Below are 26311 nucleotides of genomic sequence, written 5' to 3' on the forward strand. Positions count from 1 at the left end.
CGCACGATCGGCGGGACCAACGTCCTCGGGAACGCGATGTCGAAGGGCCGATCGGCCCTGCCGGGCCCGACCCTCAGGCGTCCTTGAGCGGGACGCGCCAGACGATCAGCGTCCCGCCGCCCGGGCCCGGCCCGGCCGCGCACGAGCCGCCGAGCCCCTCGGCCCGCTCCGCCATGTTGCGCAGTCCGCTGCGGCGTCCGCCGGCGCCGATGCCGACCCCGTTGTCCCGGACGCGGACGGTGACCTCGTCGCCGACGTCGACGCTGACCGTCGCCTCGCTCGCCCGCGCGTGCCGGGCGACGTTGGAGAGGGCCTCCTGCACCACGGCCAGCAGATGTTCCCCGGTCTCGTCGTCGACGGCCGTGTCCAGCAGGCCGTCCAGCCGGACCGAGGGGGCGAACCCGAGCTGCTCGGTCGCGGCGTCCACCAGCGCGTGCACGCGGCTGCGCAGCGACTCCTCCACTTCGGGGCCCTGCAAGGCGAAGATCGTGGAGCGGATCTGGCGGATGGTGTCGTCCAGGTCGTCCACGGCGCGCTGGACGCGTACCGCGACCTCCCTGTGCTGGACGAGCTTCATCGCCGCCATCAGCCCCATCGCGGTCGCGAACAACCGCTGGATCACGGTGTCGTGCAGGTCCTTGGCGATGCGGTCGCGGTCCTCCAGCAGGGTCAGCCGCTCGGCGTCGCGGCGCCGCTCGGCGAGTTCCAGCGCGACGGCCGCCTGCCCGGCGAACGCCTCCAGCAGCCGCTGCGTCCCCTCGGAGAACACCGCGCCGCCCGGCCGGTTGATCACCGACAGGACGCCGCGCGCCGCCGAGCCCAGCCCGAGCGGCACGACCAGCATCGGCCCGACCGGCACCTCGGACGGGACGTTCGCCTCGCGCGCGGCCGGGTCCCCGTCGGCGAGCCGCACCGCCGTGCCGTCCGCGAACACCGGGCCCGCGACCGAATGGTCCAGCGGGACCCGCAGCCCTTCGAGCCCCTCGGCGCCCTCGCCGTGCGCGGCCTCGACGACGAACCGCCCGGCGCCGTCCTCGGCCAGCGCCACCGTCGCGAGGTCGGCGTCGGCGATCTGCCGGGCGCGCTGGGCGACCAGCGCGGTCACCTCGTGCGGATCGGTCCCCGACAGCAGCGCCGTGGAGATCTCGCCCGAGGCCTCAAGCCACCGCTCCCGCCGACGCGTCTCCTCATACAGCCGCGCGTTCTCGATCGCGACCCCCGCCGCGGTCGCCAGCGCGGTCACCACGACCTCGTCCTCCTGGTCGAACTCGCCGCCGCCCGCCTTCTCGGTCAGGTAGAGGTTGCCGAACACCTCGTCCCGGACCCGGATCGGGACGCCCAGGAAGGAGCGCATCGGCGGATGGTTCGCGGGGAAGCCGTAGGAGTCGGGGTGCTCGCCGAGGTCGGCCAGGCGCAGCGGGTGCGGCTCGCGGATCAGCAGCCCGAGGATGCCGTGGCCGTGCGGCCAGTGCCCGATGGCCTCGATCTCGTCCTCACCGACACCGACCGTGACGAACTGGACGAGCCGCTCGCCCTCCTCACCGATCACGCCGAGCGCGCCGTAGCGGGCGTCCACCAGCGTGATCGCGGCCTCGGTGATCCGCCGCAGCACCGACTCCAAGTCGAGCTCGCTGCCGACCGAGACGACGGCCTCCAGCAGCGCATGGACGCGGTCGCGCGTCGACCGCGCCGCCTCCAACCGCGCCTGCAACTCGGTCAGCAGATCGTCCAGTTGCAGTTGCGGCAGGATCAGGCGCGCCCTGTCCCGGCCGTTGTCAGGTCCCTCAACCACACCGCCAGTATCGCCGAGTGATCCCGGAACGCCCCACCAGGGAGCGGGTTCACGGCTCCTCGGTCAGCACCTCCTCCACGGGACGCCGGACGGTCGCCAGCTCCTCGCCCTCCGGCACGCCGAGCCGCAGCAGCATCTGCGGGTGGGCGTCGCCGCAGAACCGCGCCCGGATGAACTCGCGCAGCTCCGGGACCTGCAGCGCCTGCGTGTGGTAGGCGGCGGACAGGCCGTGCTCGGCCGCCCGCAGCAGGACCCGCTGGAGGGCCTGGCCCGCGTCCAGCCACGCGGCGGGCGTGTCGTCCCCGGTGACGAGCAGGACGACGAGGCCGGTCCCGGCCGTCCCGCCCTCGTCGGGCGCGGACGGCCGCACGCCCCAGCCCTGCCCGCGCGCGAAGTCGCGGGCCGCGAAGTTCGGCTCGGTGCGCGCCGGCCGGCTGGGGTAGGCGGCGTGCTGGACGCCGTCCCGCCGGGCCGTGGTCGGGGCGGGCGCCCAGCGGGCGATCTCCGCCGCGTACGCGGGCGTCCGCCGCTGGACGTGCTCGGCCGCCTCGGTCAGCGCCGCCAGCGCGCCCCGCACGTTCGGGTCCACGGCCTGGACGAGCCGCGCCCCCTCGCGCTCGGCCGCGTGCCGCAGCGCCGCCAGCACGCCCGCGCTCACCTGCTCGTCCCGGAACCCGCCCCGGTGGCTGTGGCGGAGGCGGATCTGGGCGTGCTCGCGCTCGACGTCCTCGTCGGGCGGGTCCGCGCCGGGCTCGGCGTGGACGTCGGCGAGCAGGTGCGGGCGGTCCGGGTCCGGCAGCGTCCGGACGACCGGCTCGAAGCCCTGCGCGCGCAGCGACAACCGCAGGTTGTACAGGGCGGCGCCGCAGCTGATCAGCATCTCGCGGCCGGCCGGGTCGGCGACGCCGAGCCGCCGGTCGGGGTCGGCGCGCAGCGTGAGCCGCGCCCCGCGCACGCCGAACCGCCACGGCTGGGTGTTGTGCACGGACGGGGCCTGTACCGCGTCCTCGACCGCCCGCCGGACGGCCTCGCCGGTCTCCACGTTGTTCTTGGTCTGCATTTTCGCTCCTTCCCCCTGCCTCCAGACCACCAGCGGGAGGGGCGCGGCGGCAGGGGCCAAGGTCCTTCATCCGGGCCGGGGACCGGATCGGGACGTTGGTCCCGGGGCGGGAGGACGTCCGGCAGCCTGAGGAACAGGCCGAATGCGGGGTAGCGTCCATGTCGCGACCACTGAGCGAGGGAATCGAACGCCATGACGGGCCAAACGCCTAACGCAACACCGATCCGAGTGTTCTTGATGGACGACCACGAGGTCGTCCGCCGCGGCGTGGCCGCGCTGCTGTCCGCCGAGGACGACATCGACATCGTCGGCGAAGCCGGCACCGCCGCCGAGGCCATCGCCCGCATCCCCGCCGCCCGCCCCGACGTCGCCGTCCTGGACGTCCGTCTCCCCGACGGCGACGGCGTCACCGTCTGCCGCGAGGTCCGCTCCCAAATGCCCGACCTCGCCTGCCTCATGCTCACCTCCTTCGACGACGAAGACGCCCTCTTCGAAGCCGTCATGGCAGGCGCCGCCGGCTACGTCCTCAAACAGATCCACGGCTCCGACCTCGTCGGCGCCGTCCGCACCGTCGCCACCGGCCAATCCCTGCTCGACCCGCGCAGCACCGCCCGCATGCTCGAACGCATCCGCACCCGCCAAGACAAGAACGACCCCCTGAAGGGCCTCACCGAGCAGGAACGCCACATCCTCGAACTCATCGGCGAAGGACTCACCAACCGCCAGATCGGCGAACGCCTCTTCCTCGCCGAGAAGACCGTCAAGAACTACATCTCCAACATCTTCGCCAAGCTCGGCATGAGCCGCCGCACCCAGGCCGCCGCCCTCGCCGCCCAGCTCAAGGCCGACTCGAACAAGCGCGACTGACCGCGATGGCCACGGACCTCGCGCCCTACCGCAGGCCCGCCGAGGACGTCGTCCGCGACCTCGGCGGCGACGCCGGGCGCGGGCTGACCGCCGCCGAGGCGGCGGCCCGGCTCGCCGCGGACGGCCCGAACGCGCTGCCCGCCGCGCGCGGCCGCGGCCCGCTGACCCGGTTCCTGCTCCAGTTCAACAGCCCGCTGATCTACGTGCTGCTGGCGTCGGCGGCGGTGACCGCCCTGATCGGCGAGCACGTGGACGCCCTCGTGATCCTCGGCGTGGTGGTCGTGAACGCGGTGGTCGGGTTCGTCCAGGAGTCGCGGGCGGAGAAGGCGCTCACCGCCCTCGCCGCGATGGCGCGGACGACGGCGACGGTCGTCAGGGACGGCGCGTCGGCCGAGGTCCCGGCCGCCGACCTCGTCCGCGGCGACCTGGTCGAGCTGGACGCGGGCGACAAGGTCCCCGCCGACCTGCGGCTGCTGCGCACCGACGAGCTGGCCGTGGACGAGTCCGCGCTGACCGGCGAGTCCGCGCCGGTCGCCAAGGACCCGGCGGCGCTGCCCGAGGTCGCCCTCGCCGACCGCGCCGCGATGGCCTTCTCCGGGACGCTCGTCACCGCCGGGCGCGCCGCCGGGCTCGTCGTCGCGACCGGCGCGGACACCGAGCTCGGCGGCATCGACCGGCTCGTCCAGACCACCGCCGCCGTGCGGACGCCGCTCACCCGCAAGATCACCGAGTTCAGCAAGGTCGTCACGGTGGCGATCCTGGTGCTCGCCGCGCTGACCTTCGCGATCGGCGTGCTGCGCGGCCGGGGCGCGGCCGAGATGCTGACCGCCGCGGTCGCGCTCGCGGTCGGCGCGATCCCCGAGGGGCTGCCCGCCATCGTCACGATCACGCTGGCGCTCGGCGTCGCGCGGATGGTGCGGCGCGGCGCGATCGTCCGGCACCTGCCCGCCGTCGAGACGCTCGGCAGCACCACCGTGATCTGCACCGACAAGACCGGCACGCTCACCCAGAACCAGATGACCGTCACCGCCGCCACCGCGGGCGGGCGCGACTACACCCTCACCGGCACCGGCTACGCGCCCACCGGCGAGATCCAGCGGGACGGGCGGCCGGTCGGCCTCGCCGGGGAGCCCGTCCTGCGGGACGTCCTGCTCGCGGGCCTGGGCTGCAACGACGCGCGACTCGTCCGCGACGGCGACGGGTGGACGATCACCGGCGACCCGACCGAGGGCGCGCTCGTCACCAGCGCCGCCAAGGCGGGGCTCGACCGCGTCCCGGCCCGCGTCGCCGTCCTGCCGTTCAGCTCCGAGCGGCGGTTCATGGCCACGCTGCACGAGGACGGGACCGTCTACGTCAAGGGCCCGGTCGAGCGGATCCTGGAACTCTGCGCCGACGCGGCCGGACCGGACGGCGAGCCCGTCCCGCTCGACGCGGACGCCGTCCAGGCCCGCGCCGAGGACTACGGCGGCCAGGCGCTCCGCGTGCTGGCCTTCGCCCGCGGCCGGACCGGGGCCCGCGACCTGGACGAGCTGCCCCCGCTGACGTTCCTCGGCCTCCAGGCCATGCTGGACCCGCCGCGCGACGAGGCCGCCGCCGCCGTCCGGACCTGCCACGCCGCGGGCGTCGAGGTCAAGATGATCACCGGTGACCACGCGGCGACCGCCCGCGCGATCGGCGAGCGGGTCGGGCTGCGCGGCGACGTCATGACCGGCGCGGAGCTCACCGCGGACGTGCCGCCCGAGCGGGTCCGGTCCACCGCCGTGTTCGCCCGCGTGTCGCCCGAGCAGAAGCTCCGCCTCGTCCGCACGCTCCAGGAGGCCGGCCACGTCATCGCGATGACCGGCGACGGCGTCAACGACGCCCCGGCCCTCAAGCAGGCCGACATCGGCGTCGCGATGGGGCGCACCGGCACCGACGCGGCCAAGGAGTCGGCCGACATGGTCCTGACCGGGGACGACTTCGCCTCCATCGAGAAGGCCGTCGAGGAGGGGCGCGGCGTCTTCGACAACCTGGTCAAGTTCATCGTGTGGGCGCTGCCGTCCAACGTCGGGCTCGGCCTGGTGCTGGTCGCCGCGATCGTCGCCGGGACGGAGCTGCCGATCCTGCCGCTCCAGGTGCTGTGGCTGAACATGACGGCGGTGCTCGTCCTCGGGCTGCCGTTCGCGGTCGAGCCGAAGGACGAGCGCATCATGACCCGGCCGCCGCGCGACCCGGCGCTGCCGCTGATCTCGCGGGCGATGACCGTCCGGATCCTGCTCGTGTCGGCGATCCTGCTCGCGGGCGCGTTCGGGCTCCAGCACTGGGAGCGGGCGCACGGCGCGTCCCCCGAGGCGGCGCAGACGATCGTCGTGAACGTGTTCGCGCTGACGCTGCTGACGTACCTGTTCAACTGCCTGTCGCTGGACCGCCCGCTGCTCTGGACGGGCGTCCGCCGCAACCCGTGGGTGGCCGTCAGCGCGCTCGCCCTCGCCGGGCTCCAGGCCCTCTACACCTACGCGCCCGGCATGAACGACGTGTTCCACTCCGCTCCGCTGGGCGGCGCTGCGTGGGCGCGCATCGTCGTCATCGCCGCCGTCTCCTACGTGGCGGTCGAACTGCTCAAGCTGGTCCAGCGGCAGCGCTGACCCCGGCGGCCCTCCGGGCAGGCCGGGTCAGGGCTTGCGGGCGACCGCGCCGTAGCTGTGGACGTGCTCCGGCTCAAGGTCGCCGATCAGGTCGGGCCGCCAGCGCGAGATGGTGACAAGGCCGGGCTCGACCATCTCCAGGCCCTCGAAGAGGCGCCCGATCTGCTCGACGCTGCGCAGGTTGTAGGGCAGCGCGCCCGACTCGGCGTACTTCTCGGTGCTGCGCCTGGCCTCCTCGGACGTGTCGGTGCAGTCCCACACGACGAGGAAGCTGCCCGACGGGACGCCCGCCATGGTCTCGGCCACGACCCGCCGGGTGGCCTCGTAGTCCGGGGAGAACCCGAGGACGCCCATGAACATCACCGCGATGGGGCGGCTGAAGTTCAGCACGTTCGCCGCCTCGGCGAGAATCTGCGCGGGATTGTGGAAGTCCGCATCGAGATACCCGGTGACGCCCTCGGGGGTCGTCCCGCGCATCAGGGCCCGCGCGTGCGCCAGGACCATTGGGTCATTGTCGACATATACGACACGGGACTCGGGCGCGACGAGCTGCGCGACCTGGTGGGTGTTGGACTCGGTCGGCAGCCCCGCGCCGATGTCGAGGAAGTTGCGGATCTTCTCCTCGGTCGCCAGGTAGCGCACGACGCGGTTCAGGAACCGGCGGCCCTGCCGCGCCTGCCGGATCAGCTCGGGGTTCAGCGCGGCGGTCGCGTCCCCGACCTCGCGGTCGACCTCGTAGTTGTCCTTGCCGCCCAGCCAGTAGTTCCACGTCCGCGCCGGGGAGGGGATGTCGGTCCGGAACCGCGCCTGGACGTCCTCGGGCAGACCGGGAGACGGGCTCGCGGAAGGGCCACCGGGGGCGGCGCCGGACGGGGGCATCGTCGACTCCTCGTCTCGTCGGTCGGGATCCCGCGCCCCACCGCGCTCCGCCGGCGGCCGGGGAAATCCAACCCGTCGATCGTATACGACTTTTAGACACCGTCCCATTTCGCATGGAGTCGGCGGCAAAAGGCGAGGTTACAGGGCCGGAGCCGGGAATGGAGCGTTCCGGTGCCGACTCGTGGAGATCTGTGCGGGCGAACGGCCCGCCGCACCGCCGCGCCGACCGGAGCGCGGCCCCGCGCGGACGCCTCCGCCGACGTCAGGGCAGCCGTTCACGGACGTTCATTCACGGCCCGCGCGACACGTTTTAACGGCGCACAAGTGACGTCCATTACTTGTTCCGCATGCCATTCAACTGGAATCTTTTTTTCGAACGCGAACGAGAGGAAGCGGGTCATGCGGAAGCAGTACGAGCTTTACTGCCTCACCGACCGGTACTTTTACGACGCCCCGCCCGTCACCCGCGACACCGATTACGAAATCTCGCATGACGCCCTTCCCGAAGGCTGGGAGCAAGTGTTCGGCGACGAATGGACGGTCTACGTCCCGCCGAACGACCGGACACCGGCGCAAGGCTGGAAAGTCCATGTGACCGGGTGCGCCGCCAGCGCCGCCGAGGTGCTCCGGCAGACCTGGGGATTCTGCGTCCCGCGCGGCATCCAGTTCAAGCACCTGCGCGGCCCCGGCACGCTCCGGATGCGCAACGCCAAATACGCGCCGCGCGGTTCCAGCGGCAAACTCGTCACCATTTACCCGGCCGACGAAGATCAGCTCGAATGCGTTCTCGACGGCCTGGGCCCGCTCGTCGCCGGCCTTCCCGGCCCCTATATCCTCAGCGATCTGCGCATCGGGGACGGCCCGCTGCACGTCCGCTACGGCGGCTTCGCCGAGCGCCGCTGCCTGGACGAGCGCGGCGAGCTCGTCGCGGCGATGGAGGACGGCGACGGCGAGCTGGTCCCCGACCGGCGCGGGCCCGTGTTCACCGTCCCGTCCTGGACGACGCTCCCCCGCTGCCTCGAACCGCACCTCGCCGCGAGGACCGCCACCACCACCCGCGACCTCCCGTACCGGATCGAGAGGGCGCTGCACTTCTCCAACGGCGGCGGGGTGTACGAGGCGGTCGACACGCGGACGGGGGGCAAGGTCGTCCTCAAGGAGGCCCGGCCGCACGCGGGACTCGCCGCCGACGACGCCGACGCGGTCACCCGGCTGGGACGCGAGCGCGACATCCTCACGAGGCTCGCGGGCGTCGAGGGCGTGCCGGCGGTCCACGACTACTTCACGCTCGGCGACCACCACTTCCTCGTCCAGGAGTTCATCGAGGGCCGGGCGCTGAACACCTTCTTCGCCGAAAGGCACCCGCTGCTGGACCCCGACCCGCCGCACGACAAGATCCCCGAGTACACCGAGTGGGCGCTGAAGATCCACGCGGGCGTCGAGCGCGTGGTCGGCGAGCTGCACCGCCGCGGCGTCGTCTTCAACGACCTGCACATGTTCAACGTGATGGTCCGCCCGGACGACACCGTCGCGCTGATCGACTTCGAGACCGCCGCGCCGGCCGGGGACAACGGGCGGCAGACCCTCGCCAGCCCGGCGTTCCTCGCGCCGCCCGACCGGCGCGGCGCCGAGGTCGACGTCTACAGCCTCGCCTGCCTGCGGCTCGCCCTGTTCCTGCCGATGACGACGCTGTTCGTGCTGCACCGCGGCAAGGCCCGGCAGCTCGCCGACGTGATCGCGGAGTGGTTCCCGGTCTCCCCCGCCTTCCTGGACGAGGCCGTCGCCGAGATCACCCGCACGGCGCCGCGGACCGCCGCCGTGCCCCGCCCGCGCCCGCCCGGCGACGGCGCCGCGGCCGGGGGCGCGGCGCCGGTGTTCTCCCCGGACCCGGAGGGCTGGACACGGGTCCGGGGAGCGCTCGGCCGGGCCGTCCTCGCCTCGGCCACCCCGGAGCGCGCCGACCGGCTCTTCCCCGGCGACGTCGAGCAGTTCTTCGGCTCGACCCTCGGCCTCGCGCACGGCGCGGCCGGGGTGCTGTACGCGCTGGACGCGACCGGCGTCGGCCGCCGCCCGGACCACGAGGAGTGGCTCGCCCGGCGGGCCTGCGACCCGCCGCGCGGCACGGGCCTCGGCCTCTACGACGGCCTGCAGGGCGCCGCGTACGTGCTCGCCGGGTTCGGGCACGTCGAGGCCGCGCTCGACGTCGCCGACATCTGCCTCGGCGAGCGGTGGGAGAAGCTCGGCAACGACCTGTACGGCGGGCTGCCCGGATACGCCCTCGTCCTGCACCACCTCGCGGACTTCACCGGGGAGTCCACGCTGCGCGCGGCGGCCTGGCGGGCGGCGGACATCGTCGCCGACCGCCGGGCGCCGGGCGCGGGGCCGCCGCCCCGGCCCGGGCTGATGCACGGGGCCTCGGGCGCGGCGCTGATGTTCGTCCGGCTGTACGAGCGCGGCGGCGACCCCGCGCTCCTCGACCGCGCCGCCGAGGCCCTGCGCGAGGACCTCGCGGGCTGCGTCGAGGACGAGTCCGGAACGCAGGTCAAGGACGGCCACCGCGTCCTCCCCTACGTCGACCACGGCAGCGTCGGCATCGCGATGGTGCTCGACGACTACCTCGAACACCGGTCGGACGAGGAGTTCGCCGCGGCGCGCGCGGCGATCCGCCCGGCGGCGACGTCCCACTACTACGCGCAGGCAGGCCTGTTCGCGGGCCGCGCCGGAATGATCCTGCACCTCGCCCGGCACGACCGGGCGGAACCCTGGGTCGCGCGCCATGTCCGCGACCTGGCCTGGCACGCGCTCCCCTACGCCGGCGGCCTCGCGACGCCCGGCGACCACCTGTACCGGCTCTCCATGGACCTGGCGACCGGCACGGCCGGAGTGCTGCTCGCCGTCGGCTCGGCCCTGCACGACCGGCCGGTGGGGCTTCCCTTCCTCCACCGCGCGCCGTCGTACCGGCCGACCGGAGCCACCGTGGAGTCTTCCGCGGTGGCCCCTCCCCGCAACCCCGCCTGGAAAGGAGGTGAATGACATGGCGCTCATGGACCTTCAGGGACTGACGGTCGAGAACAGCGATCACCCTGGCCGCAGCAGCCTCTCCGTGCACTGCGGCAGCCGGGCCAGTGTCACGATCTGCGATAGCTGACGCCCCGCTCACGGCGGCCATGGCCCGGGACCGGGCCATGGCCGCCCCCGTTTTCCCAGCCCGTTGGAGCATCCATGGCATCGACGGCCGCCCGCCCCTCCACCGCTTCGCACCGGCGCCCCCGTCCGCGTCCGCGTCCGCGCCTGCGGGACGCGGACCGGCTGCTGCTGCGCACCGCCCGGCGCGGCGCCTGGTGGAACGTCCTGCTGGGCGCGGCGGCGCTGACCGACGCGCTCGCCGCCACGTTCCTGCCGATCGCGATGGCCGGGGCGGTGGACGCCGCGCTCGGCGGCGGGGGCGCGTCCCGCGCGATCCCGCTGTGCGGTGCGCTGATCGTCGCGTCCGCCGCCGCGGAGGTGCTCAGCGAGCTCGCGACCGGCTGCGGGCAGGCGCGCGCGACCGCCTGGCTGCGGCGCCTGCTCGTCGGGCGGGTGCTGGCCGCCGGGCCCGCGTCGCCCGTCCGTCCGGGGGACCTCACCAGCCGCGTGGTGACGGGCGCCGCCGAGGCCGGGGTCGCGCCGGTCGCGGCGACGCGGGCGGTCGTCGCGGCGGTCACGCCCGCCGGGGCGCTCGCCGTGCTCGGCGTCCTCGACTGGCGGCTCGCGCTGACCGTCGCCGTCGCGCTGCCGCTGGTCGGGCTGCTGCTGCGGGTGTTCGTCCGCGACATCACCCGGACGGTGCACCGCTACCTCGCCCTCCAGGGCACGATCGCCGCGCGCCTCGCCGAGGCGATGGGCGGCGCCCGGACGATCGCCGCCGCGCGGACGTCGGAGCGGGAGCTCGCCCGCGTCCTCGCGCCGCTGCCCGACCTGCGGGCCGAGGGCCACGCGACCTGGGACGCCCAGGGCCGCGTCGCCGCGCGCAGCCTGCTCACCCTGCTCCTGCTCCAGGTCGCGGTGCTGGCCGTGGCGGGCGCCGAGCTCACGGCGGGACGGATCAGCCCCGGCGAGCTCGTCGCCGCCGTCCAGTACACCGGGCTCGCGGCCGGGTTCGGGCCGGTGCTGTCGAACCTCGTGCGGCTGGGCCGGGCCCGCGCCGGGGCCGCCCGCGCGGCGGAGGTCCTCGCCGAGCCCGTCCGCGCTTACGGCACGCGGGAGCCGCCTCCCGGGCGCGGCCTGCTGGAGTTCCGCGGCGTGTCCAAGGGCGGCGTCCTGCACGACCTGGACCTCGTGGTCCCGAGCGGGGCGGCGGTCGCGGTCGTCGGCCGCTCCGGCGCCGGGAAGTCGCTGCTGGCCGCGCTCGCCGGACGCCTCACCGACCCCGACCGGGGCGAGGTGCGGCTCGACGGGACGGCCCTGCCCCGGCTCGGCCGCACGGCGCTGCGCCGGGCGGTCGGCTACGCGTTCGACCGCCCGTTCCTGTTCGGCGAGACCGTCCTCGACGCGCTCGCGTTCGGGCCGGACCGCCCGCCCGACCGGGACCTGCGGGCCGCCGCCGAGGCCGCGTGCGCGGACGGCTTCATCCGGCGGCTGCCGCTGGAGTACGGCACGCCGCTCGCCGCCGCGCCGCTGTCCGGCGGGGAGCGGCAGCGGCTCGGCCTGGCCCGCGCGTTCGCGCACGCCGGCCGCGTCCTCGTGCTGGACGACGCCACGTCCAGCCTGGACACCGCGACCGAGCTGCGGATCACCGACGCGCTGCTCGGCGGCCCGCTCGGCGGCCGCACCCGGCTGATCATCGCGCACCGGGCGGGCACGGCCGCCCGCGCCGACCTCGTGGTCTGGCTCGACGGCGGGCGGGTCCGCGCGCAAGGCCCCCACCACGTCCTGTGGCGGTGCCCCGACTACCGCGCCGTGTTCGGGGTGGACGGGGAATGACCGTCGCGACGGCGTCCCGGCGGAGCACCGCGCGGCTGCTGGTCCGGCTCCTCGCCGGGACGGTGCGGGCCCGGCCGCGCCCGGTGGCGCGGCTCGCCGCCTGGTCGCTCGCCGAGGCGGTGCCGACGATCGTGTTCGGGCAGGCCGTCGCGCGGGCGGTGGACGCCTTCCGCGGCGGCCGCCCGGCGGTCGCGGCGTGCTGGCTCGCCGTCCTGGCCGTGTCCGCGGCGACCGGCGCCGCGGGGGCGCGCCGGCTCTACCGGCCCCTCGCCGACGTCGTCGAGCCGTTCCGGGACGAGCTGGTCCGCGCCGTCGCGGGCGGCGCGCTGCGGCGGTCGGCGGACGGCGGGCCCGACACGGGCGCGGTGGCCCGGCTCACCCACCAGGTGGAGATCGTCCGCGACACGTTCGGCGGGATCCTGATCGTGCTGCGCGGGTTCCTGTTCGCCACGGCGGGCGCGCTCGCCGGGATGGCGACGCTGATGCCGGAGGTGGCGCTGCTCGTCGTGCCGCCGCTCGCGGCCGGGCTCGGGCTGTTCGGCGCGGTGTTCGGCGCGGCGGCCGTCCGGCAGCGGCGGCTGATCGTCGGCGAGGAGCGGATCGCGGAGCGGACCACGGCCCTCGCCGAGGGACTGCGCGACGTCGTGGCCTGCGGCGGAGAGGACGGCCTGCGCGCCGTCCTCGGCCGGGACGTCGACGCGCAGGCCGCCGCCGCGCGGTCGGTGGCGCGGATGGCGGCGGTCCGGGCGCTGGCCCTCGCGATCGGCGGCTGGGGCCCGGCGCTGCTGATCCTCGGCGCGGCGCCCTGGCTCGTCGGCCGGGGCGCGACGGCGGGGACGCTCGTCGGGGCGCTCGCCTACGTCCTGCACGGGCTGCATCCGGCGCTGGAGAGCCTGGTCGGCGGCATGGGCGGCAGCGGGCTGCGCCTCGCCGTCACGCTCGGCCGCATCCTGGAGACCAGCGCCCCTGTGAAAGAGGAGGACGACTTCGTCCCGCCCTTGGGCACGTTTCCGTCCGGCGGCACCGTCCGGGAACCGGCGGTGGAGCTGCGTGGGGTGACGTTCGCCTACGGCCCGGCGGCGGAGCCGGTCATCCGCGACCTGGACCTGGTCGTCCCGCCCGGGGAGCACCTCGCGGTCGTCGGCCCGAGCGGCATCGGCAAGTCGACGCTCGCCGCGCTCATCGCCGGGACGCTGCGCCCGCGCGCCGGACTCGTCCGGGTGGACGGCTCGCCCGCGGGCGACCCGAGCAGCCGGGTGCTCATCCCGCAGGAGGCGTACGTCTTCGACGGCACCCTGCGCGACAACCTCGTCTACCTGGCCCCGGCCGCCCCGCCCGCCGCGATCGCGCGGACCGTCATCGCGGTCGGGCTGGAGGAGCTGACCCGGCGCGTCGGCGGCCTCGACACGCCGCTCTACCCCGCCGCCCTGTCGGCCGGGGAGCGCCAGCTCATCGCGCTCGGCCGGGCCCACCTGGCGCCCGCCCCGCTGGTCGTCCTGGACGAGGCGGGCTCCCATCTGGACCCGGCCGCCGAGGCCGCGGCGGAGGAGGCGTTCGCCCGGCGTCCCGGCACGCTCATCGTCATCGCGCACCGGATGAGCTCGGCGCTGCGCGCCCGCCGCGTCCTCGTGCTGGACGGGACGCGCGCCGACCTCGGCGAGCACGCGGAGCTGCTCGCCCGCAGCCCGCTCTACCGCGACCTGCTCGGCCACTGGACGGCCGGAACGTCCCCGCGGGACGCCGCCCCGGGGGCCGACGCCGGGCCGGGGTCACAGCCACCCCTCGTCCTGGGCGATGCGGATGGCCTGCACCCGGTTGCGCGCCCCGATCTTGCGGTTGATGCGGGACAGGTGGTTGCGGACGGTTCCGATCTCCAGCACGAGAGCGGCGGCTATCTGCGCCGCGGTGGCCCCGCGGGCGGCCAGGTCGAGCACTTCGAGCTCGCGCTCGGTCAGCGGGCTGCGTCCGGTGGACAGCTCGGTGAAGACGAGGTCGGTGTCGACGACCCGCTCCCCGTCGGCGACGCGCCGGATCGCCCGGACGAGGTCGTCCAGGGTGGTGTCCTTGAGCACCAGCCCGGCCGCCCGCGCCTCGACCGCCCGCCGCACGTCCCCGGGCCGGTGGCGGTTCGCCATCAGGACGGCGACGCACCCGGGGACCTCATCGCGCAGGGCCCGCGTCACGGCGAATCCGTCGAGGCCCGGAAGATCGATGTCGATCAAAGCGACGTCGGGCGAGTATTCGCGGCAGACCTCGGGCACCCGCCTTCCGGAATCGACGGTGGCCACGACTTTCCGGTACCCCGTCCAGCAGGGCGGTGAGCCCGCCGCGGACGAGACCCACACTCTCGGCGATCAGAATCCGAATCATGGCACGGCTCCACCCGACAAAGGGTGAACCAACGCCCCGCCTCGCGTCAATTACTCTCCGCTGTGCGTCTTGAATCGTCGAGTCGGCGGCCTCTCTTCCACAGCGACCGCCCGCCACCGGCCTGATCAGCGCGACGACCGGGCACTCGGGAGCCCCTTTCTAGGTGGATAGAAGGGGTCCTTTGAAAAGGCGGTTCGTAGAATGATGTGGCCGGATCCGGCAAACCTCGCCCGGTCATCGCCGACGGCCCATTGACGGGGACCTGGAAACAGCGGTTAATTCCTGGAAGAACGCTCACCGCCGCTTCCCGGCAGGGATCAATTGCCGGATAGCGGGCCCACCCGACGACCGCCGCCCGGCTCCGCATTAGCCGGGTAAAACATTCTTCAACTTTCCCGGCCCGAAAGAATAATCGTAATTCCTATCTATAATATGGAGTTCGCTTGATCGCCGAGCGGCGCTCTCGCGCCCGGGGATAACGTTCGGGACGTTGCCCAGAACGTCGACCAGGGAGGCGCGATGGCCGAGGAGGAGTCCCGGTGGGGCGGGGAGCTGTGGGCGGCCGCCGATCTGGTCACCCCGATGGCCGTCCGGGTCGCGGCGACGCTCCGGCTCGCCGACCACATCGCCGCCGGACGCCGCACACCCGAGTCGCTGGCCGCCGTGGTCGACGCCGACGAGGACGCCCTGCGGCGGCTGCTGGCCCACCTCGTGACCGCCCGCGTCCTGTCCCGGGCGGCGGACGGCTCCTACGGCTTGACGCCCCTCGGCGAGCAGCTCCGCGACGACGCTCCGGACGGCGTGCGCCCTTGGCTCGACCTGGAGAACGCCATCGGGCGCGCCGACCTGTGCTTCGTCGAGCTGCTGCACACCGTCCGCACCGGAGAGCCCGCGTATCCGCGACACTTCGGCCGCCCGTACTGGGACGACCTCTCCGCGAACCCCGCGCTTGGAGCGTCGTTCGACGCCCTGATGGGCTCCCGGCTGGCGGCGGACGCGCCCGTCGTCGCCGACGCCTACCCCTGGGGCGACCTCGGCCACGTGGTCGACGTCGGCGGCGGGAACGGCAGCCTGCTGATCGCTATCCTGCGCGCCCACCCGTCCCTGCGCGGGACGGTGGTCGACCTTCCCGGCCCCGCGGCCCGCGCCGCCGAGGCCATCTCGGCGGCCGGGCTGAGCGACCGCGCCGACGCGCGGCCGGGCAGCTTCTTCGACGCCCTTCCGGCGGGGGCGGGCGGCTATGTTCTCTCGGGCGTCCTCCACGACTGGGACGACGAGCACGCCGCCCGCATCCTGCGGCGGTGCGCGGACGCCGTCCCGGAGTCGGGGAGGGTGCTCGTCCTGGACCACGTCGCCGACACGGCGGACGGCCCGCCCGACACCGAGGGAGACCTGCGCATGCTCTGCTACGTCCGGGGCCGGGAGCGCACGATCGGGCGGCTGCGCGAGCTGGCGGCGACGGCCGGGCTGAGGGTCGACGCGGTCGTCCCGACGGGCCCCCGCTCGATCGTCGAGATGCGTCCCGCCGGATGAGCTGAACCTCGCCGCCATGGAACTGGAATTCCGGCATCTCCGGGTCGTCCTCGCGCTGGTGGACACCGGCTCCCTCACCGGCGCGGCGGCCCAGCTCGGCATCACCCAGCCCGCCGTGTCGGAGACGCTGCGCCGGGCCGAGCGGGTCGCGGGCGGCGCCCTGTTCCGGCGGGGCGCGCACGGCGCGACGCCCACGCCGCTCGGCGAGCTGGTCGCGGCGCACGCGCGCAACGTCCTCGACTCGCTGACACGGTTGAAGGCCACCGGATCGGCGCTGCGGCTGAGCTGCACGCCGTGCACGCTGCAGCCGCACCTCGTCGTCCTCGCGGCGGAGGCGCTGGGGACGGCCGCCGACGTCCGCGCGGCGCCCGCCCGCGCCGCGCCCGTGGAACTCGTCGCGGACGGGCGCGCGCACGCCGTCCTCGCGACGGACTTCCCCGGCCACGAGCATCCCGAGCTGCCCGGCATGCGGCGCACCGCGGTCGCGGACGAGCCGCTCTTCGTCGCCGTCCCCGAGGCGACGGCCGCCCGCGGCGAGATCGCCCTCGCTGACCTGGCCGACCGCACCTGGGCGGTGACGCCCGCCGGGGACCGCCGCCGCGCCTACCTCCTCGACGTCCTCACCCGCGCCGGGATCCGCGCCCGGGTGCGGACGGTCGACTTCGGTGCGGCGTACGGGCTGGTCGAGCTGGGCCGGGTGGTGCTGCCCGTCATGCCGGGCGCCAGGCCACGGGCGGGCGTCGCGCTCCGCCCGCTCGCGGGCGCCCCGCTGGTGGTGCGGACGAGCCTGTTCTGGCGGGCGGACGGTCCGCTGCGTCCCGGCGACGTCCGCCGCCTGCGCGACCGGCTGGCGGACGCGCAGCACACCCTGGTCGAGCGGACCCCGCTCTACCGGACATGGCTCACCGACCACCCCGACTGGGAGACCACGCCCCCAGCCTGACGCCGATCTCAGCCTGACGCCGAGTTCAGCCTGACGCCGAGCCGAGCCAGCCGTCGTTGCGGTCGAACCAGCCGGGCACCCGGCTCCGCGTCCGCGCCGCCCGCCGGTACAGGCGGACCAGCTCGGCGGCGACGCGCTCCGCTTGCGGGCGGCACGGGGACGACGCCAGCAGCACGTGCCGCATCCGGAGCGGCGCGCCGCGCACCTCCGCCGCCGGGCCCGGCACGCCGCCGTGTCCGGTGAGGGCCTGCACCAGCGTCACCACGGGGTCGCCGCGCCGCACCGCCTGCGCGGCGCTGAGGAGGGCCGGGGTGCGGATCAGCGGCGTCCGCAGACCGGCGGCGGTGCAGACGTCCCGGATATGCCCCGCGCATTCGTCGCCGTCGTAGCGATCCATCAGCCACACGAATTCCACCAATTCGGCCAGCTCGACGACGCCATTGTGCTCGATCTCCGGGGGCACCGTGACGAACACCGGCTCAACGCCGATCTCGATCAGCTCGACGCCTTCGGGGACGAAGCATTCCCGGCCGGGAAAGTCGACGTGCAGGACGAGGTCGAGTTCGCCTCCGACGAGCGCGGCGACGGCCTCGGCGCGGTTCTCCACGACGACGAGGTCCACCGGCCGCTCCGGCACCGCGCTGGAGGCCGCCTCGCCGAGGAACGCCGCGGGCCCGGTCGGCAGGGCGCCGACCCGCAACTGCGGCCGGTCCCGCAGGGCGCGCATCGCGCGGGCCAGATCGTCCAGGTCGGCGAGGATCGCGCGGGCCCGCTCCAGGACGGCCTCGCCCAGCGGCGTCGGCGCCACACCCTGCGGCGTCCGGTCGAACAGGGCGCCGCCGACGGCCTCCTCGATCCGGCGGAGCTGCGCCGTCAGCGCGGGCTGGGAGGCGCCGAGCCGGGCCGCGGCCCGGGTGAGGCTGCCGTCCGCGCTGATCGCGTCGAGCATCCTCAGATGGCGGACCTCCAACTCCATGCCCGGATTATGCGCCCGTTCCCGCACCCCCGCCACGAGACGACTAAAAGCGGGCCATCAATAGATGTTATGGGAATTTGTGATGTTCGCTACCGGTCGTTATCCGGTTACCCTCCATCGAGCCGGTGCGTCGCCGACACGGGGGAACCGGCCGGTCATTACCGTCCATCGGGAAAGGAGCCGGAAGTTGTCCCCACCCAGATTCATCGTCGCGATGCTCGCCGGCGTCGCCGCGCTCGTCCTCACCGGCACGCCGAGCGCGTCCGCCGTCCCCGCCGCGCCCGCTCCGGCGGCGGTGCGGACGATCTACTACGACGCGAGCCGGGCCGCCGAACTCAGCTCCCTCGTCGACCAGGCGGCCGACATCTGGAACACGCGCGTCACGTCCGTCCGGCTGGAGAAGGGGCAGGCGGGCATCTCGGTCAGCACCGCCCAGAACGGGCCCGCTCCCGGGATGGCGAGCTGCGTCGGCTGCACGCGCGGGCAGATCACCTTCTACCGCAACCAGATCCAGCAGTCCGGCGCGGGTCCGCTGCGCGTGGTCGTGCACGAGTTCGGGCACATCCTCAGCCTCGAACACCCGCCGGACATCGGGAACTGCGACAAGGTGATGGCCGGCGGACGGTGCGACAACCCGTACCCGAACGCCGACGAGGTCGCCGCCGTCCAGCGCTTCTGGAGCGGCGTCCGGCGGCCCGTCCGGCCCGCGCCCGGGCACGCCGAGGAGCGCTCGACGCTCGGCGCCCCCGCGCTCGTGAGCCGGTAGCACGTCCGCTGTTTCGTCCCGCGGAGACGGTCAGGGACCCCGCCTCCCGCGTGACGGCTCGGTGCCCCCGTCCGTTGAGGCGGGGGCACCGAGCATGCGCGCCTACCGCCGAACCTAGGATTTGAGGTTCGCTACAGGCCGGTGGCCAGGGGAAAGGCGGACGTCATGGCGATGGAGCAGTGGGAACCGCACACCGTGACCAGCGCGGAGGTGGTGCGGCCCGGTCCGGTCGCCGCGCTGGCGGCGCTGTTCGACGACGGCCTGCCCGCGCCCGGCGCCGGGGACGCCCTGCCGCGCCTGTGGCACTGGGTCGCGCTGCCGCACTGGCCGGTGTCGTCGGAGGTGGGGCCGGACGGGCACCCGCGTCGTGGAACGTTCCTTCCGCCCATCGAGCTGCCCCGCCGCATGTTCGCCGGAGGCGAGGTCGCCTTCCACGGCGACCTGCGGGTCGGGGAGACGATCCGCCGGGAGTCGACGGTGGAATCGGTGAAGGAGAAGAGCGGGCAGTCCGGCGCGCTGGTGATCGTGGCCGTCCGGACCCGCCTCTTCGGCGACGGCGGCGAACTGCGCGTGGACGAACGCCAGGACCTGATCTACCGCGAGGCCGGTCCCACACCGTCTCCAGGTGAGCGGACTGAGGCGGAGCGGGGGGCGGTAGAGCGGGCGGAGGTGGAGCGGGCGGCGGAGCTGCGGCCGGTCGGGCGTCCGCTGCGTCGCGCGGACGCCTGGGCCTACGACTTCTCCACCGACCCGACCCTGCTCATGCGTTTCTCCGCCGCCACCGCCAACGCGCACCGCATTCACTACGACTGGCCGTACGCGACGCGGGTCGAGGGCTATCCCGGGCTCGTCGTGCACGGCCCGCTGATGACGCTCACGCTGGCCGAGGCGTTCCGGCTCGAACGTCCGGACGACGCGATCTCCCGGCTGACCCACCGCAACATGGCGCCCCTTTTCTGCGGCCAGGCCGCGTCGGTGCGAGGCCGTCCCACGGCGGACGGCGTGGCACTCGACCTCCTGGGCCCGGACGGCGCGGGCGTGCGCACCGCCGTCAACATCGTCCCTTCCAGCGAAACGGCTGTTCAGGCGAGCTGACCCTCTCGGCGGTCACGGTGGTTGCCGCCGAGCCCATCGGGTACGGGCTCACTGTACGCATCCGATCGAGTGCGAAGGGTCATCGACGCCCGCGGGCCGCGCGATGGCTCCGGCAGCGAAAGGGCCGAGCAGTGAAGCTCCAGTTCGTCGGGACAGGGTCGATCCTGACCGCCCGGATGAGCGCGTCCGCGCTCATCGACGGCAAGCTCCTCATCGACGCGCCGAACGGCTCCATGAAGGCGATGCGGCGGGCCGGGCTCGATCCGTCCGCCGTCGACATCTGCGTGATCACGCATTTCCACGCCGACCATTTCTTCGACATCGTCTTCCTGCTCCTGGAACAGGGGCTCCAGCGGACCCGGGACCGCGACCTCGTCCTGATCGGCCCGGAGGGCTTCTCCGGCCGCGTGGACCAGCTCTTCGAACTCAGCTATCCCGGCGTGTGGAAGGACATCAAGGCCAAGGTCTCGCCCCGCTACATCGAATTCGGCGAGGAAGGCGGCGAATGCTCCGAAGGCGGCTACGAGTTCCGGGCCCTCCCGATGAAGCACGCCGTTCCGACGCTCGGATACCTCATCACCGACACGGCGGGCGCGCGCCTCGGATACACCGGGGACACCGTCCACTGCCCGTCCGTCGACACGCTCGCGGCGGAGAGTTCGGTGCTCGTCCTCGACACGTCCTTCCTGAAGGGACGGGTCGGCCACATGGGTCTGGAGGACGTGGAGGCGATCGCGACTCAGCGGCCTGAACTGCACCTCATCGCCACGCACCTTGGGGACGAGGTCACGCGCTCCTCACGTCCGAACATCGTGTTCCCGGTCGACGGGCAGAGCTTCGACATCACGGCCCAGGGCCTCCAGATCGGCGCCCCACCCGCGCAGAACCAACGCCCCGACCACTCCACCCTCGGCCTCCCCCTCTAACCATCAGAAAAGGCCGTCCCCAAGCGAAGGCCGCTCCCGAGCGAAGGCCGGTCACGAGAGAGGGCAAGTCCAGAGAGAGGACCGGCCCCGGGAGAGTGGGACCGGCCTCTCTTTTCGGGGCGGCTACGAGACTTGGGCGTCGAAGGCTTGAAGCGGTTCGGTCACCGGCTGGAAGAACGTGACGCCGCCGGACTGGCAGTCGCCCGAACCGCCGGAGGTGAGGCCGAGCGCGGTGCTCCCGGCGAAGAGGGCCCCGCCGCTGTCGCCCGGCTCCGCGCAGACCGTCGTCTGGATCATGCCGGTGACCGTCCCCTCGGGGAAGTTCACGGTCGCGTTCGTGGCGGTGACGTTGCCCGTGTGGACGCCGGTGGTGCTGCCGCTGCGCGCGACCTCCTGCCCGACGACGGCCTCGCCCGCCTCGGTGATGTCCTGCGCCTGCCCGTTGTACAGGTTGACGGCGCCCTCACCGGCCGCGTCCGCCTGGACGAGCGCGAAGTCGTTCCCGGGGAAGCTGCTCTGGACGGTGGTCCCGAGCGCCTCGGCGCCCTGCTGGTCGGCCGTCCAGGCCCGGACCTCGTTTCCGCAGTGCCCGGCGGTAAGGAAGAAGTCCTCGCCGCCGCGCGTGACGTTGAAGCCGAGCGAGCAGCGGATCCCCTGCCCGAAGATCGCGTCGCCGCCGAGCGCGAGGGTGCGCAGGCGGCCCGGGATGCGGACCATGCGGACCGCCGTGCCCATCCCCGCCGTCGCCCGGCGGACGGCGGCCATCCGCGTGCCGGTGACGGAGTCGTCCGTCCAGACCGTCACCTTGGACGTGGCGGGGTCGACCGCCCACCCGGTGCCCGGGACGCCCGACGTCGACCGGCGGAGCGCCGCCGTCATCCGGTTCAGGGACGCCGGGCTGCGCTCCAGCATCTTCGGCACGGCGCCTGCCCGCCGCACCATGGCGGCGTCCGCCGCGTTGGTCACGGTGACGACGGGCCGCCCGGCGGAGTCGAGGTAGGAACCCGCCGTGCGTCCACCGAGCCGGTCGGCGATCTTCGCCGCCAGCGCCCCGGCCGCGCCGTTCCCCGTGTTTTGCGTCGCGCCTCTCACGTCCCGCCGACCGTTGTTCGCGGCCTGCCTGTCGAGCTTCGCCGCCTGCTCACCGGTCAGGGTGGCCTGCCGTCCACCGGACTGGTCCGGCGTCCGCACCGCGTACAGCGCACCGGCCACGAGCCCGGCGGATCCCGCCGCGGCCACGGTGCCGACGACCGCTGCGCGCAGGCGGCTCTTCCTCGCGTGGTTCCGGCGTCTCATGGGGGTCCTCCAAGGTCCGACGTCCCGAACTACGGGTGGAGGTACGCGGCGCGGGCGGAGGGAGTTCAAGTGCGGATCGGCGCGCAGGTCGATAGCGTCGCTCCATGCGGCTTCATGTGGGATGCGCGATGTGGGCCCATCCGCCATGGCAGGGACGGTTCGTGCCGCATCCGCTGCCACCCGCGGAGCGGCTCCGCGCCTACGCGAGCTGGTGCAACGCGGTCGAAGGCAACACGACCTTCTACGCGACGCCGTCCCGGAGCACGGTGGAGTCGTGGGCCGAGCAGACGGAGCCGGACTTCCGGTTCGTCGTCAAGCTCCCGAAGACGATCACACATGAGCGGCGGCTGGCGAACTTCGACGAGGACCTCCGGACATTTCTCCATGTCATGGAGCCCCTCGGCCCGCGCGCCCACGCACTCTGGGTGCAGTTGCCGGGTTCCTTTGGCCCGGCGGACCTCGGAACCCTCGCCGCTTTCCTGCGCCGCCTGCCCGGCGCATACCGTTACGCGGTCGAGGTGAGGCACCGGGCGTTCTTCGAGGACGCCCGCTCCGCGCACGACCTCGAACGGGTCCTGGCCGGGGTCGGCGCGGAATGGGTGCCGTTCGACACCACCATGTTCTTCCAGGGCCGTCCGACCAGCGACGCCGAACGCGACGCCTGGACGAAGAAGCCGCGCGTCCCGCGTCGATCGGCGGCCCTGACAGACCGTCCCATCGTCCGCTATCTAGGACGCGACGACACCGAGCGGACGGTCGAGGGCTGGCAATTCTGGGTCGCCAAGACCGCGGAATGGCTCCGCGAAGGCCGTTCACCGACCATCTTCATCCACACCCCCGACAACTCCGAGGCACTCCCCCTTGCCCGCCGCTTCCACGACGAGGTGAGAAAACAAGTTCCGTCTCTGGCTCCACTCCCAGAACCAGCCCCCATAGGCCCACCAACCCTGTTCTAAAGCTCTCGGTCAGCGCGCTCACCCTTGATCGCTCGAGACAGCGAGCCCGTCTCGCACGAGACAACCAGTGCCTCATGCGAGACGGTCGGTGGTGCGTGCGGGGCACGGGAATTCGCCATGCTTGCGGGGCCCACGCGAGATGATGACTCTGGACGTGGCGATCGCGGGGGTCGAGGATCAGGGATGTTCTGGACGGGTAGGTGAACGGCGTCCCCGCCGGAAGGAGACAACGCCCATGCTGGTCCGGGAGGCGATGACCTCGCCCGTCGTGACGATCCCGCGGACGGCGACCGTCCGCCAGGCGATCCGCGTCCTGCACGAGCACGACATCACCGCGCTGCCGGTCGTGGACGACTCCGGACGGCTGGCCGGGATCGTCAGCGAGATGGACCTCCTGCGCGGCGTGTTCGAGCACGACCCGAGAGCGTTCGCGCGCCCCCTCGCCACCTCGTCGTCGCCCGCCCCGCGCCTGGTGGGGGACGTGATGACCCACGACGTGGAGATCGCGCGTCCCGGCACGGACGTCGCCGAACTCGCCGAGACGATGATGAAGACACGCATCAAGAGCGTCCCGGTGCTGGCGGGCTCCGACATCGTCGGCATCGTCAGCCGCCGGGACCTCATCGCGATCCTGGCCCGCGACGACGCCCGCATCCGCGACGACGTGCTCGCCGCGATCGCCGAGTACGGTCCGGACGACGTCCGCTGGGACGTCTCCGTGCGGGACGGCATCGTCGAACTGCGCGGCCGGGCGGACGAGCCAGGGCAGCGGATCGCCGACGTCCTCGCCCGCACGGTCCCCGGCGTCACCCGCGTCTCGATCCGCGAATGACGCCGAGCCGCCACACTACTTGCCGACTTTGGCAGCCTTGGACGCCTTGCCGACCTTCGCGGGCTTTGCAGGCTTGGCGGACGCCTTGGCCTTCCCAGGCCGCTTCGTCGCCTTCCCGGCCCCCTTCTCCCCCTTGGGCTTCTCCAATCCCTTCTTGGCCTTCTTCCCGCCCTTAACGCTCTTGACGGTCTTGATGGCCTTGGAATCCTTGACTGCCTTACCGTCCTTGGATTTCTTCGATGGGGTCTTTTCGGCGACAAGCGCGACCACCGGTTCCGGAGTGGCCTCCTCCTCCGGGACGGACACACTCTGTCCGACCGGGTTGACCCGATTCCGGAACGTCTGCCCGACCCGGAACCGCGGCACCTCGGCGGCGGGCACCTCGATCGGAAGGCCGGTGCGCGGGTTGCGGGCCTTCCGCGCCGGACGCGACACGCGGTCGAACGTCCCGAATCCGGTGATGATGACGCGTTCCCCGGCGGACACCCGCTCCATCACGGTCTCGACCACGGCGTCCACGTGCCGACGCGCGGCAGGCTCCTCACTTCCGACGCGCTCCGCCACGGCCTTGACCAGTTCGCTGCGGTTCATGCGCCATGCCCTTCATGTGGCGATATGTTCAGGTCAGCGTAGACCGGCGCGCTGACCTGGGACCGGATATCCGCCGCAGAGTCAGCGTGTCTTGAGCCCGACGCCCCCGAGCATCCCGATCTCGGCGGCAGCGGGATCCCGCCCACATCGCCACCGCGTCACCGGCACGAACCCGGGATCGACCAATTCGACGCCGTCGAAAAACCCTCGGATCTCCTCCTCCGAACGCAGCAGATACGGGACGGCTCCGGTCTCCCGATAACGCGCATTGGCCTTCCGGTGCGCCGCACTGACACTGACACTGTCTGCTAGCACAAGGTGACTGCCGGGCACGAGGCCGTCCAACAACTGCTTCACGATCGACCTGGCGTCCTCATATTCCTGGACGTGCCCGAGAACGCCGATCAGCATCAGCCCAACCGGCCGAGAGAAATCCAGCACCGCAGCAGCCCCCCGCAAGATCTCACCAGGCTGGTGCATGTCAGCATCGACATAGTCGGTCGCCCCCTCCGGAGAGCTGGCGAGCAGGGCACGCGCATGAGTCAGAACCAGAGGGTCGTTGTCGACATAGACGACCCGGCATTCAGGTGCCACGCTCTGAGCGATCTCGTGCGTGTTCTGAAGCGTCGGCAGTCCCGTCCCGACGTCGAGAAACTGCCGAACCCCCGCCGCACCGGCCAGATACCGCACGGACCTGGCGAGAAAACGACGTCCAGCGCGAGCCACGTCCACGATCGCCGGATAGACCTGCCTGTACTGCTCCCCCGCCTCACGGTCGACCGGATACCCGTCCTTCCCGCCAAGCCAGTAGTTCCACACACGCGCCGAATTCGGAACGCTCGTATCGAACCCCTTCGGGGTCCGCTCGTCAGTACCGCCGCCCATGAGCCGCTCCGTCCATCCACCACGGCCACCGCCCACCGCGAAGCCGGTACCACGCCCCGTATACCTGACAAGCCCCCACCAGATCACCCAAACCCGTGATCACCCCCAACTCTCCCACCTCAACCCCACCCACCCCAGCCCCTCCCCCACCCACCCCGTTCCATCTCACCGGCCCTCCTTGTCACCCCACGCCCTGCCGAGCCCACGCCCTGCCGAGCCCACGCCCTGCCGAGCCCACGCCCTGCCGAGCCCACGCCCTGCCGAGCCCACGCCCTGCCGAGCCCACCCCGGCCACCCCACCCCGGCCAACTCGCTCCACCCCGACTCGCCCCAGCCAACCCGCCCCAAACTCGATCGCCCTAAGCCCGATCGCCCCCAAATCTCGCTCCGCCCCTGACCACCCCACTCCCGTCATCGCCCTACGCATCGCCCCTCCCACCCCCCACCCGCAATCGCCCCACGCATCGCCCCCTTCCAAGCCACCCCACGCCCCGGGCCGCCCAGGCTCCAGATCACCCCACGCCCGATCGCACCACAACAGATCGCACCACACCCGGTCGCACCACACCCGGTCGCACCACACCCGATCGCACCAAAATTCGACCCGCTCCAGGTCGCCCTAGACCCCTGGCCCCACACCCGATGGCCCGTCGCCCGATCCCCCGATCCCCCGATCCCCCGATCCCCCGATCCCCCGATCGCCAGACCGCCAGACCGCCAGACCGCCAGATCGCCAGATCGCCAGATCGCCAGATCGCCCAAGTCTCACCCCGCCCAGGTCACCTCACGTCTGAGGCCCCTCACCTGATCCCCAAGTCTCGCTACGCCCTAGGGCACCTACGCCTAACCATCTGTGCCTGGTCACCGCCCGCTTGGTCACCCCATGTTTGATCACCGGCATCTGATCATCGCCGCCTCAGCCCTCCGCACTGGCTGACTCTCCCGTTCCCCACCTTCA

At 73.3% G+C, this 26311-nt stretch carries 20 protein-coding genes and 1 pseudogene; 13 read left to right on the plus strand and 8 right to left on the minus strand.

Translation table 11 applies throughout. The features are described 5' to 3' along the window. Nucleotides 1-73: 73 nt before the first annotated feature. Together ACH01S_RS14210 and ACH01S_RS14215 are read right to left on the minus strand one after the other, a co-directional pair. Nucleotides 74-1792, minus strand: a complete 1719-nt coding sequence (locus ACH01S_RS14210) for a GAF domain-containing sensor histidine kinase (RefSeq protein WP_067890685.1) — start codon at nt 1790-1792, stop codon at nt 74-76. A gap of 49 nt (nt 1793-1841) precedes the next feature. Next, nucleotides 1842-2852: an Acg family FMN-binding oxidoreductase gene (locus ACH01S_RS14215; protein WP_067890688.1), complete on the minus strand. Its 1011-nt coding sequence runs from the start codon at nt 2850-2852 to the stop codon at nt 1842-1844. 237 nt (nt 2853-3089) lie between these two features. Here ACH01S_RS14215 and ACH01S_RS14220 point away from each other — a divergent pair, with 237 nt between their 5' ends. Together ACH01S_RS14220 and ACH01S_RS14225 are read left to right on the plus strand one after the other, a co-directional pair. Continuing rightward, nucleotides 3090-3719: a response regulator transcription factor gene (locus tag ACH01S_RS14220; RefSeq protein ID WP_370671568.1), complete on the plus strand. Its 630-nt coding sequence runs from the start codon at nt 3090-3092 to the stop codon at nt 3717-3719. Nucleotides 3720-3724: 5 nt separating this feature from the next. Beyond that, on the plus strand, nt 3725-6343 hold the full coding sequence (locus ACH01S_RS14225; protein ID WP_067890696.1) for a cation-translocating P-type ATPase: 2619 nt from the start codon (nt 3725-3727) through the stop codon (nt 6341-6343). Nucleotides 6344-6370: 27 nt separating this feature from the next. Here ACH01S_RS14225 and ACH01S_RS14230 read toward each other — a convergent pair whose 3' ends face one another. Next, nucleotides 6371-7222 carry an SAM-dependent methyltransferase gene (locus ACH01S_RS14230; RefSeq protein WP_083980672.1) on the minus strand — a complete coding sequence of 284 codons (852 nt, stop codon included), beginning with the start codon at nt 7220-7222 and terminating at the stop codon, nt 6371-6373. A 399-nt stretch (nt 7223-7621) separates the two neighbouring features. On the opposite strand from ACH01S_RS14230, the gene lanKC reads away from it, so the two are divergent. The 4 genes and pseudogenes from lanKC to ACH01S_RS45955 all read left to right on the plus strand — a co-directional run. Beyond that, on the plus strand, nt 7622-10255 hold the full coding sequence (gene lanKC, locus ACH01S_RS14235; RefSeq protein ID WP_067890699.1) for a class III lanthionine synthetase LanKC: 2634 nt from the start codon (nt 7622-7624) through the stop codon (nt 10253-10255). Between the two features lie 10 nt (nt 10256-10265). Further along, nucleotides 10266-10370 carry a SapB/AmfS family lanthipeptide gene (locus ACH01S_RS46765; protein WP_370671569.1) on the plus strand — a complete coding sequence of 35 codons (105 nt, stop codon included), beginning with the start codon at nt 10266-10268 and terminating at the stop codon, nt 10368-10370. Nucleotides 10371-10444: 74 nt separating this feature from the next. Beyond that, nucleotides 10445-12184 (plus strand): ABC transporter ATP-binding protein, encoded by a 1740-nt coding sequence (locus ACH01S_RS14240; RefSeq protein WP_083980673.1) that lies wholly within the window; start codon nt 10445-10447, stop codon nt 12182-12184. 905 nt (nt 12185-13089) lie between these two features. Next, nucleotides 13090-13680, plus strand: a pseudogene (locus tag ACH01S_RS45955) (ATP-binding cassette domain-containing protein); the annotation flags it as partial. A 273-nt stretch (nt 13681-13953) separates the two neighbouring features. On the opposite strand, the gene ACH01S_RS44410 reads toward ACH01S_RS45955, so the two are convergent. Beyond that, nucleotides 13954-14529 carry a response regulator transcription factor gene (locus tag ACH01S_RS44410; protein ID WP_306303245.1) on the minus strand — a complete coding sequence of 192 codons (576 nt, stop codon included), beginning with the start codon at nt 14527-14529 and terminating at the stop codon, nt 13954-13956. A 544-nt stretch (nt 14530-15073) separates the two neighbouring features. Here ACH01S_RS44410 and ACH01S_RS14250 point away from each other — a divergent pair. Both ACH01S_RS14250 and ACH01S_RS14255 read left to right on the plus strand, forming a co-directional pair. Beyond that, a complete protein-coding gene (locus ACH01S_RS14250; RefSeq protein WP_067890704.1) occupies nt 15074-16087 on the plus strand; it encodes a methyltransferase in 1014 nt (337 codons plus the stop codon). Nucleotides 16088-16103: 16 nt separating this feature from the next. Next, nucleotides 16104-17030, plus strand: a complete 927-nt coding sequence (locus ACH01S_RS14255) for a LysR family transcriptional regulator (protein ID WP_067890707.1) — start codon at nt 16104-16106, stop codon at nt 17028-17030. Nucleotides 17031-17055: 25 nt separating this feature from the next. Here the strand turns inward: ACH01S_RS14255 and ACH01S_RS45340 are convergent, their stop codons facing one another. Then, nucleotides 17056-18006, minus strand: a complete 951-nt coding sequence (locus tag ACH01S_RS45340; protein ID WP_083980674.1) for a LysR family transcriptional regulator — start codon at nt 18004-18006, stop codon at nt 17056-17058. A gap of 187 nt (nt 18007-18193) precedes the next feature. On the opposite strand from ACH01S_RS45340, the gene ACH01S_RS14265 reads away from it, so the two are divergent. From ACH01S_RS14265 to ACH01S_RS14275, 3 genes are all read left to right on the plus strand, one after another. Beyond that, nucleotides 18194-18772 carry a snapalysin family zinc-dependent metalloprotease gene (locus ACH01S_RS14265; protein ID WP_169809261.1) on the plus strand — a complete coding sequence of 193 codons (579 nt, stop codon included), beginning with the start codon at nt 18194-18196 and terminating at the stop codon, nt 18770-18772. 165 nt (nt 18773-18937) lie between these two features. Next, nucleotides 18938-19867, plus strand: a complete 930-nt coding sequence (locus ACH01S_RS14270; RefSeq protein ID WP_218010253.1) for an HTD2 family dehydratase — start codon at nt 18938-18940, stop codon at nt 19865-19867. A gap of 131 nt (nt 19868-19998) precedes the next feature. Then, nucleotides 19999-20793 carry an MBL fold metallo-hydrolase gene (locus ACH01S_RS14275; RefSeq protein WP_067890716.1) on the plus strand — a complete coding sequence of 265 codons (795 nt, stop codon included), beginning with the start codon at nt 19999-20001 and terminating at the stop codon, nt 20791-20793. 123 nt (nt 20794-20916) lie between these two features. On the opposite strand, the gene ACH01S_RS14280 is transcribed toward ACH01S_RS14275, so the two are convergent. Then, entirely contained in the window at nt 20917-22089 is a 1173-nt protein-coding gene (locus ACH01S_RS14280; protein WP_067890717.1) for a S1 family peptidase, read from the minus strand. 104 nt (nt 22090-22193) lie between these two features. Here ACH01S_RS14280 and ACH01S_RS14285 point away from each other — a divergent pair, with 104 nt between their 5' ends. Beyond that, nucleotides 22194-23045, plus strand: a complete 852-nt coding sequence (locus tag ACH01S_RS14285) for a DUF72 domain-containing protein (RefSeq protein WP_083980676.1) — start codon at nt 22194-22196, stop codon at nt 23043-23045. A gap of 235 nt (nt 23046-23280) precedes the next feature. Beyond that, nucleotides 23281-23877 carry a CBS domain-containing protein gene (locus ACH01S_RS14290; protein ID WP_067890722.1) on the plus strand — a complete coding sequence of 199 codons (597 nt, stop codon included), beginning with the start codon at nt 23281-23283 and terminating at the stop codon, nt 23875-23877. Between the two features lie 15 nt (nt 23878-23892). Here the strand turns inward: ACH01S_RS14290 and ACH01S_RS14295 are convergent, their stop codons facing one another. Both ACH01S_RS14295 and ACH01S_RS14300 read right to left on the minus strand, forming a co-directional pair. Further along, nucleotides 23893-24468 carry an HU family DNA-binding protein gene (locus ACH01S_RS14295; protein ID WP_067890725.1) on the minus strand — a complete coding sequence of 192 codons (576 nt, stop codon included), beginning with the start codon at nt 24466-24468 and terminating at the stop codon, nt 23893-23895. A gap of 81 nt (nt 24469-24549) precedes the next feature. Beyond that, on the minus strand, nt 24550-25353 hold the full coding sequence (locus ACH01S_RS14300) for an SAM-dependent methyltransferase (RefSeq protein WP_067890728.1): 804 nt from the start codon (nt 25351-25353) through the stop codon (nt 24550-24552). Nucleotides 25354-26311: the final 958 nt, after the last annotated feature.

Source organism: Actinomadura chibensis NBRC 106107, from assembly GCF_001552135.1.
In the GTDB taxonomy this organism is placed as follows: Bacteria; Actinomycetota; Actinomycetes; order Streptosporangiales; family Streptosporangiaceae; genus Spirillospora; species Spirillospora chibensis.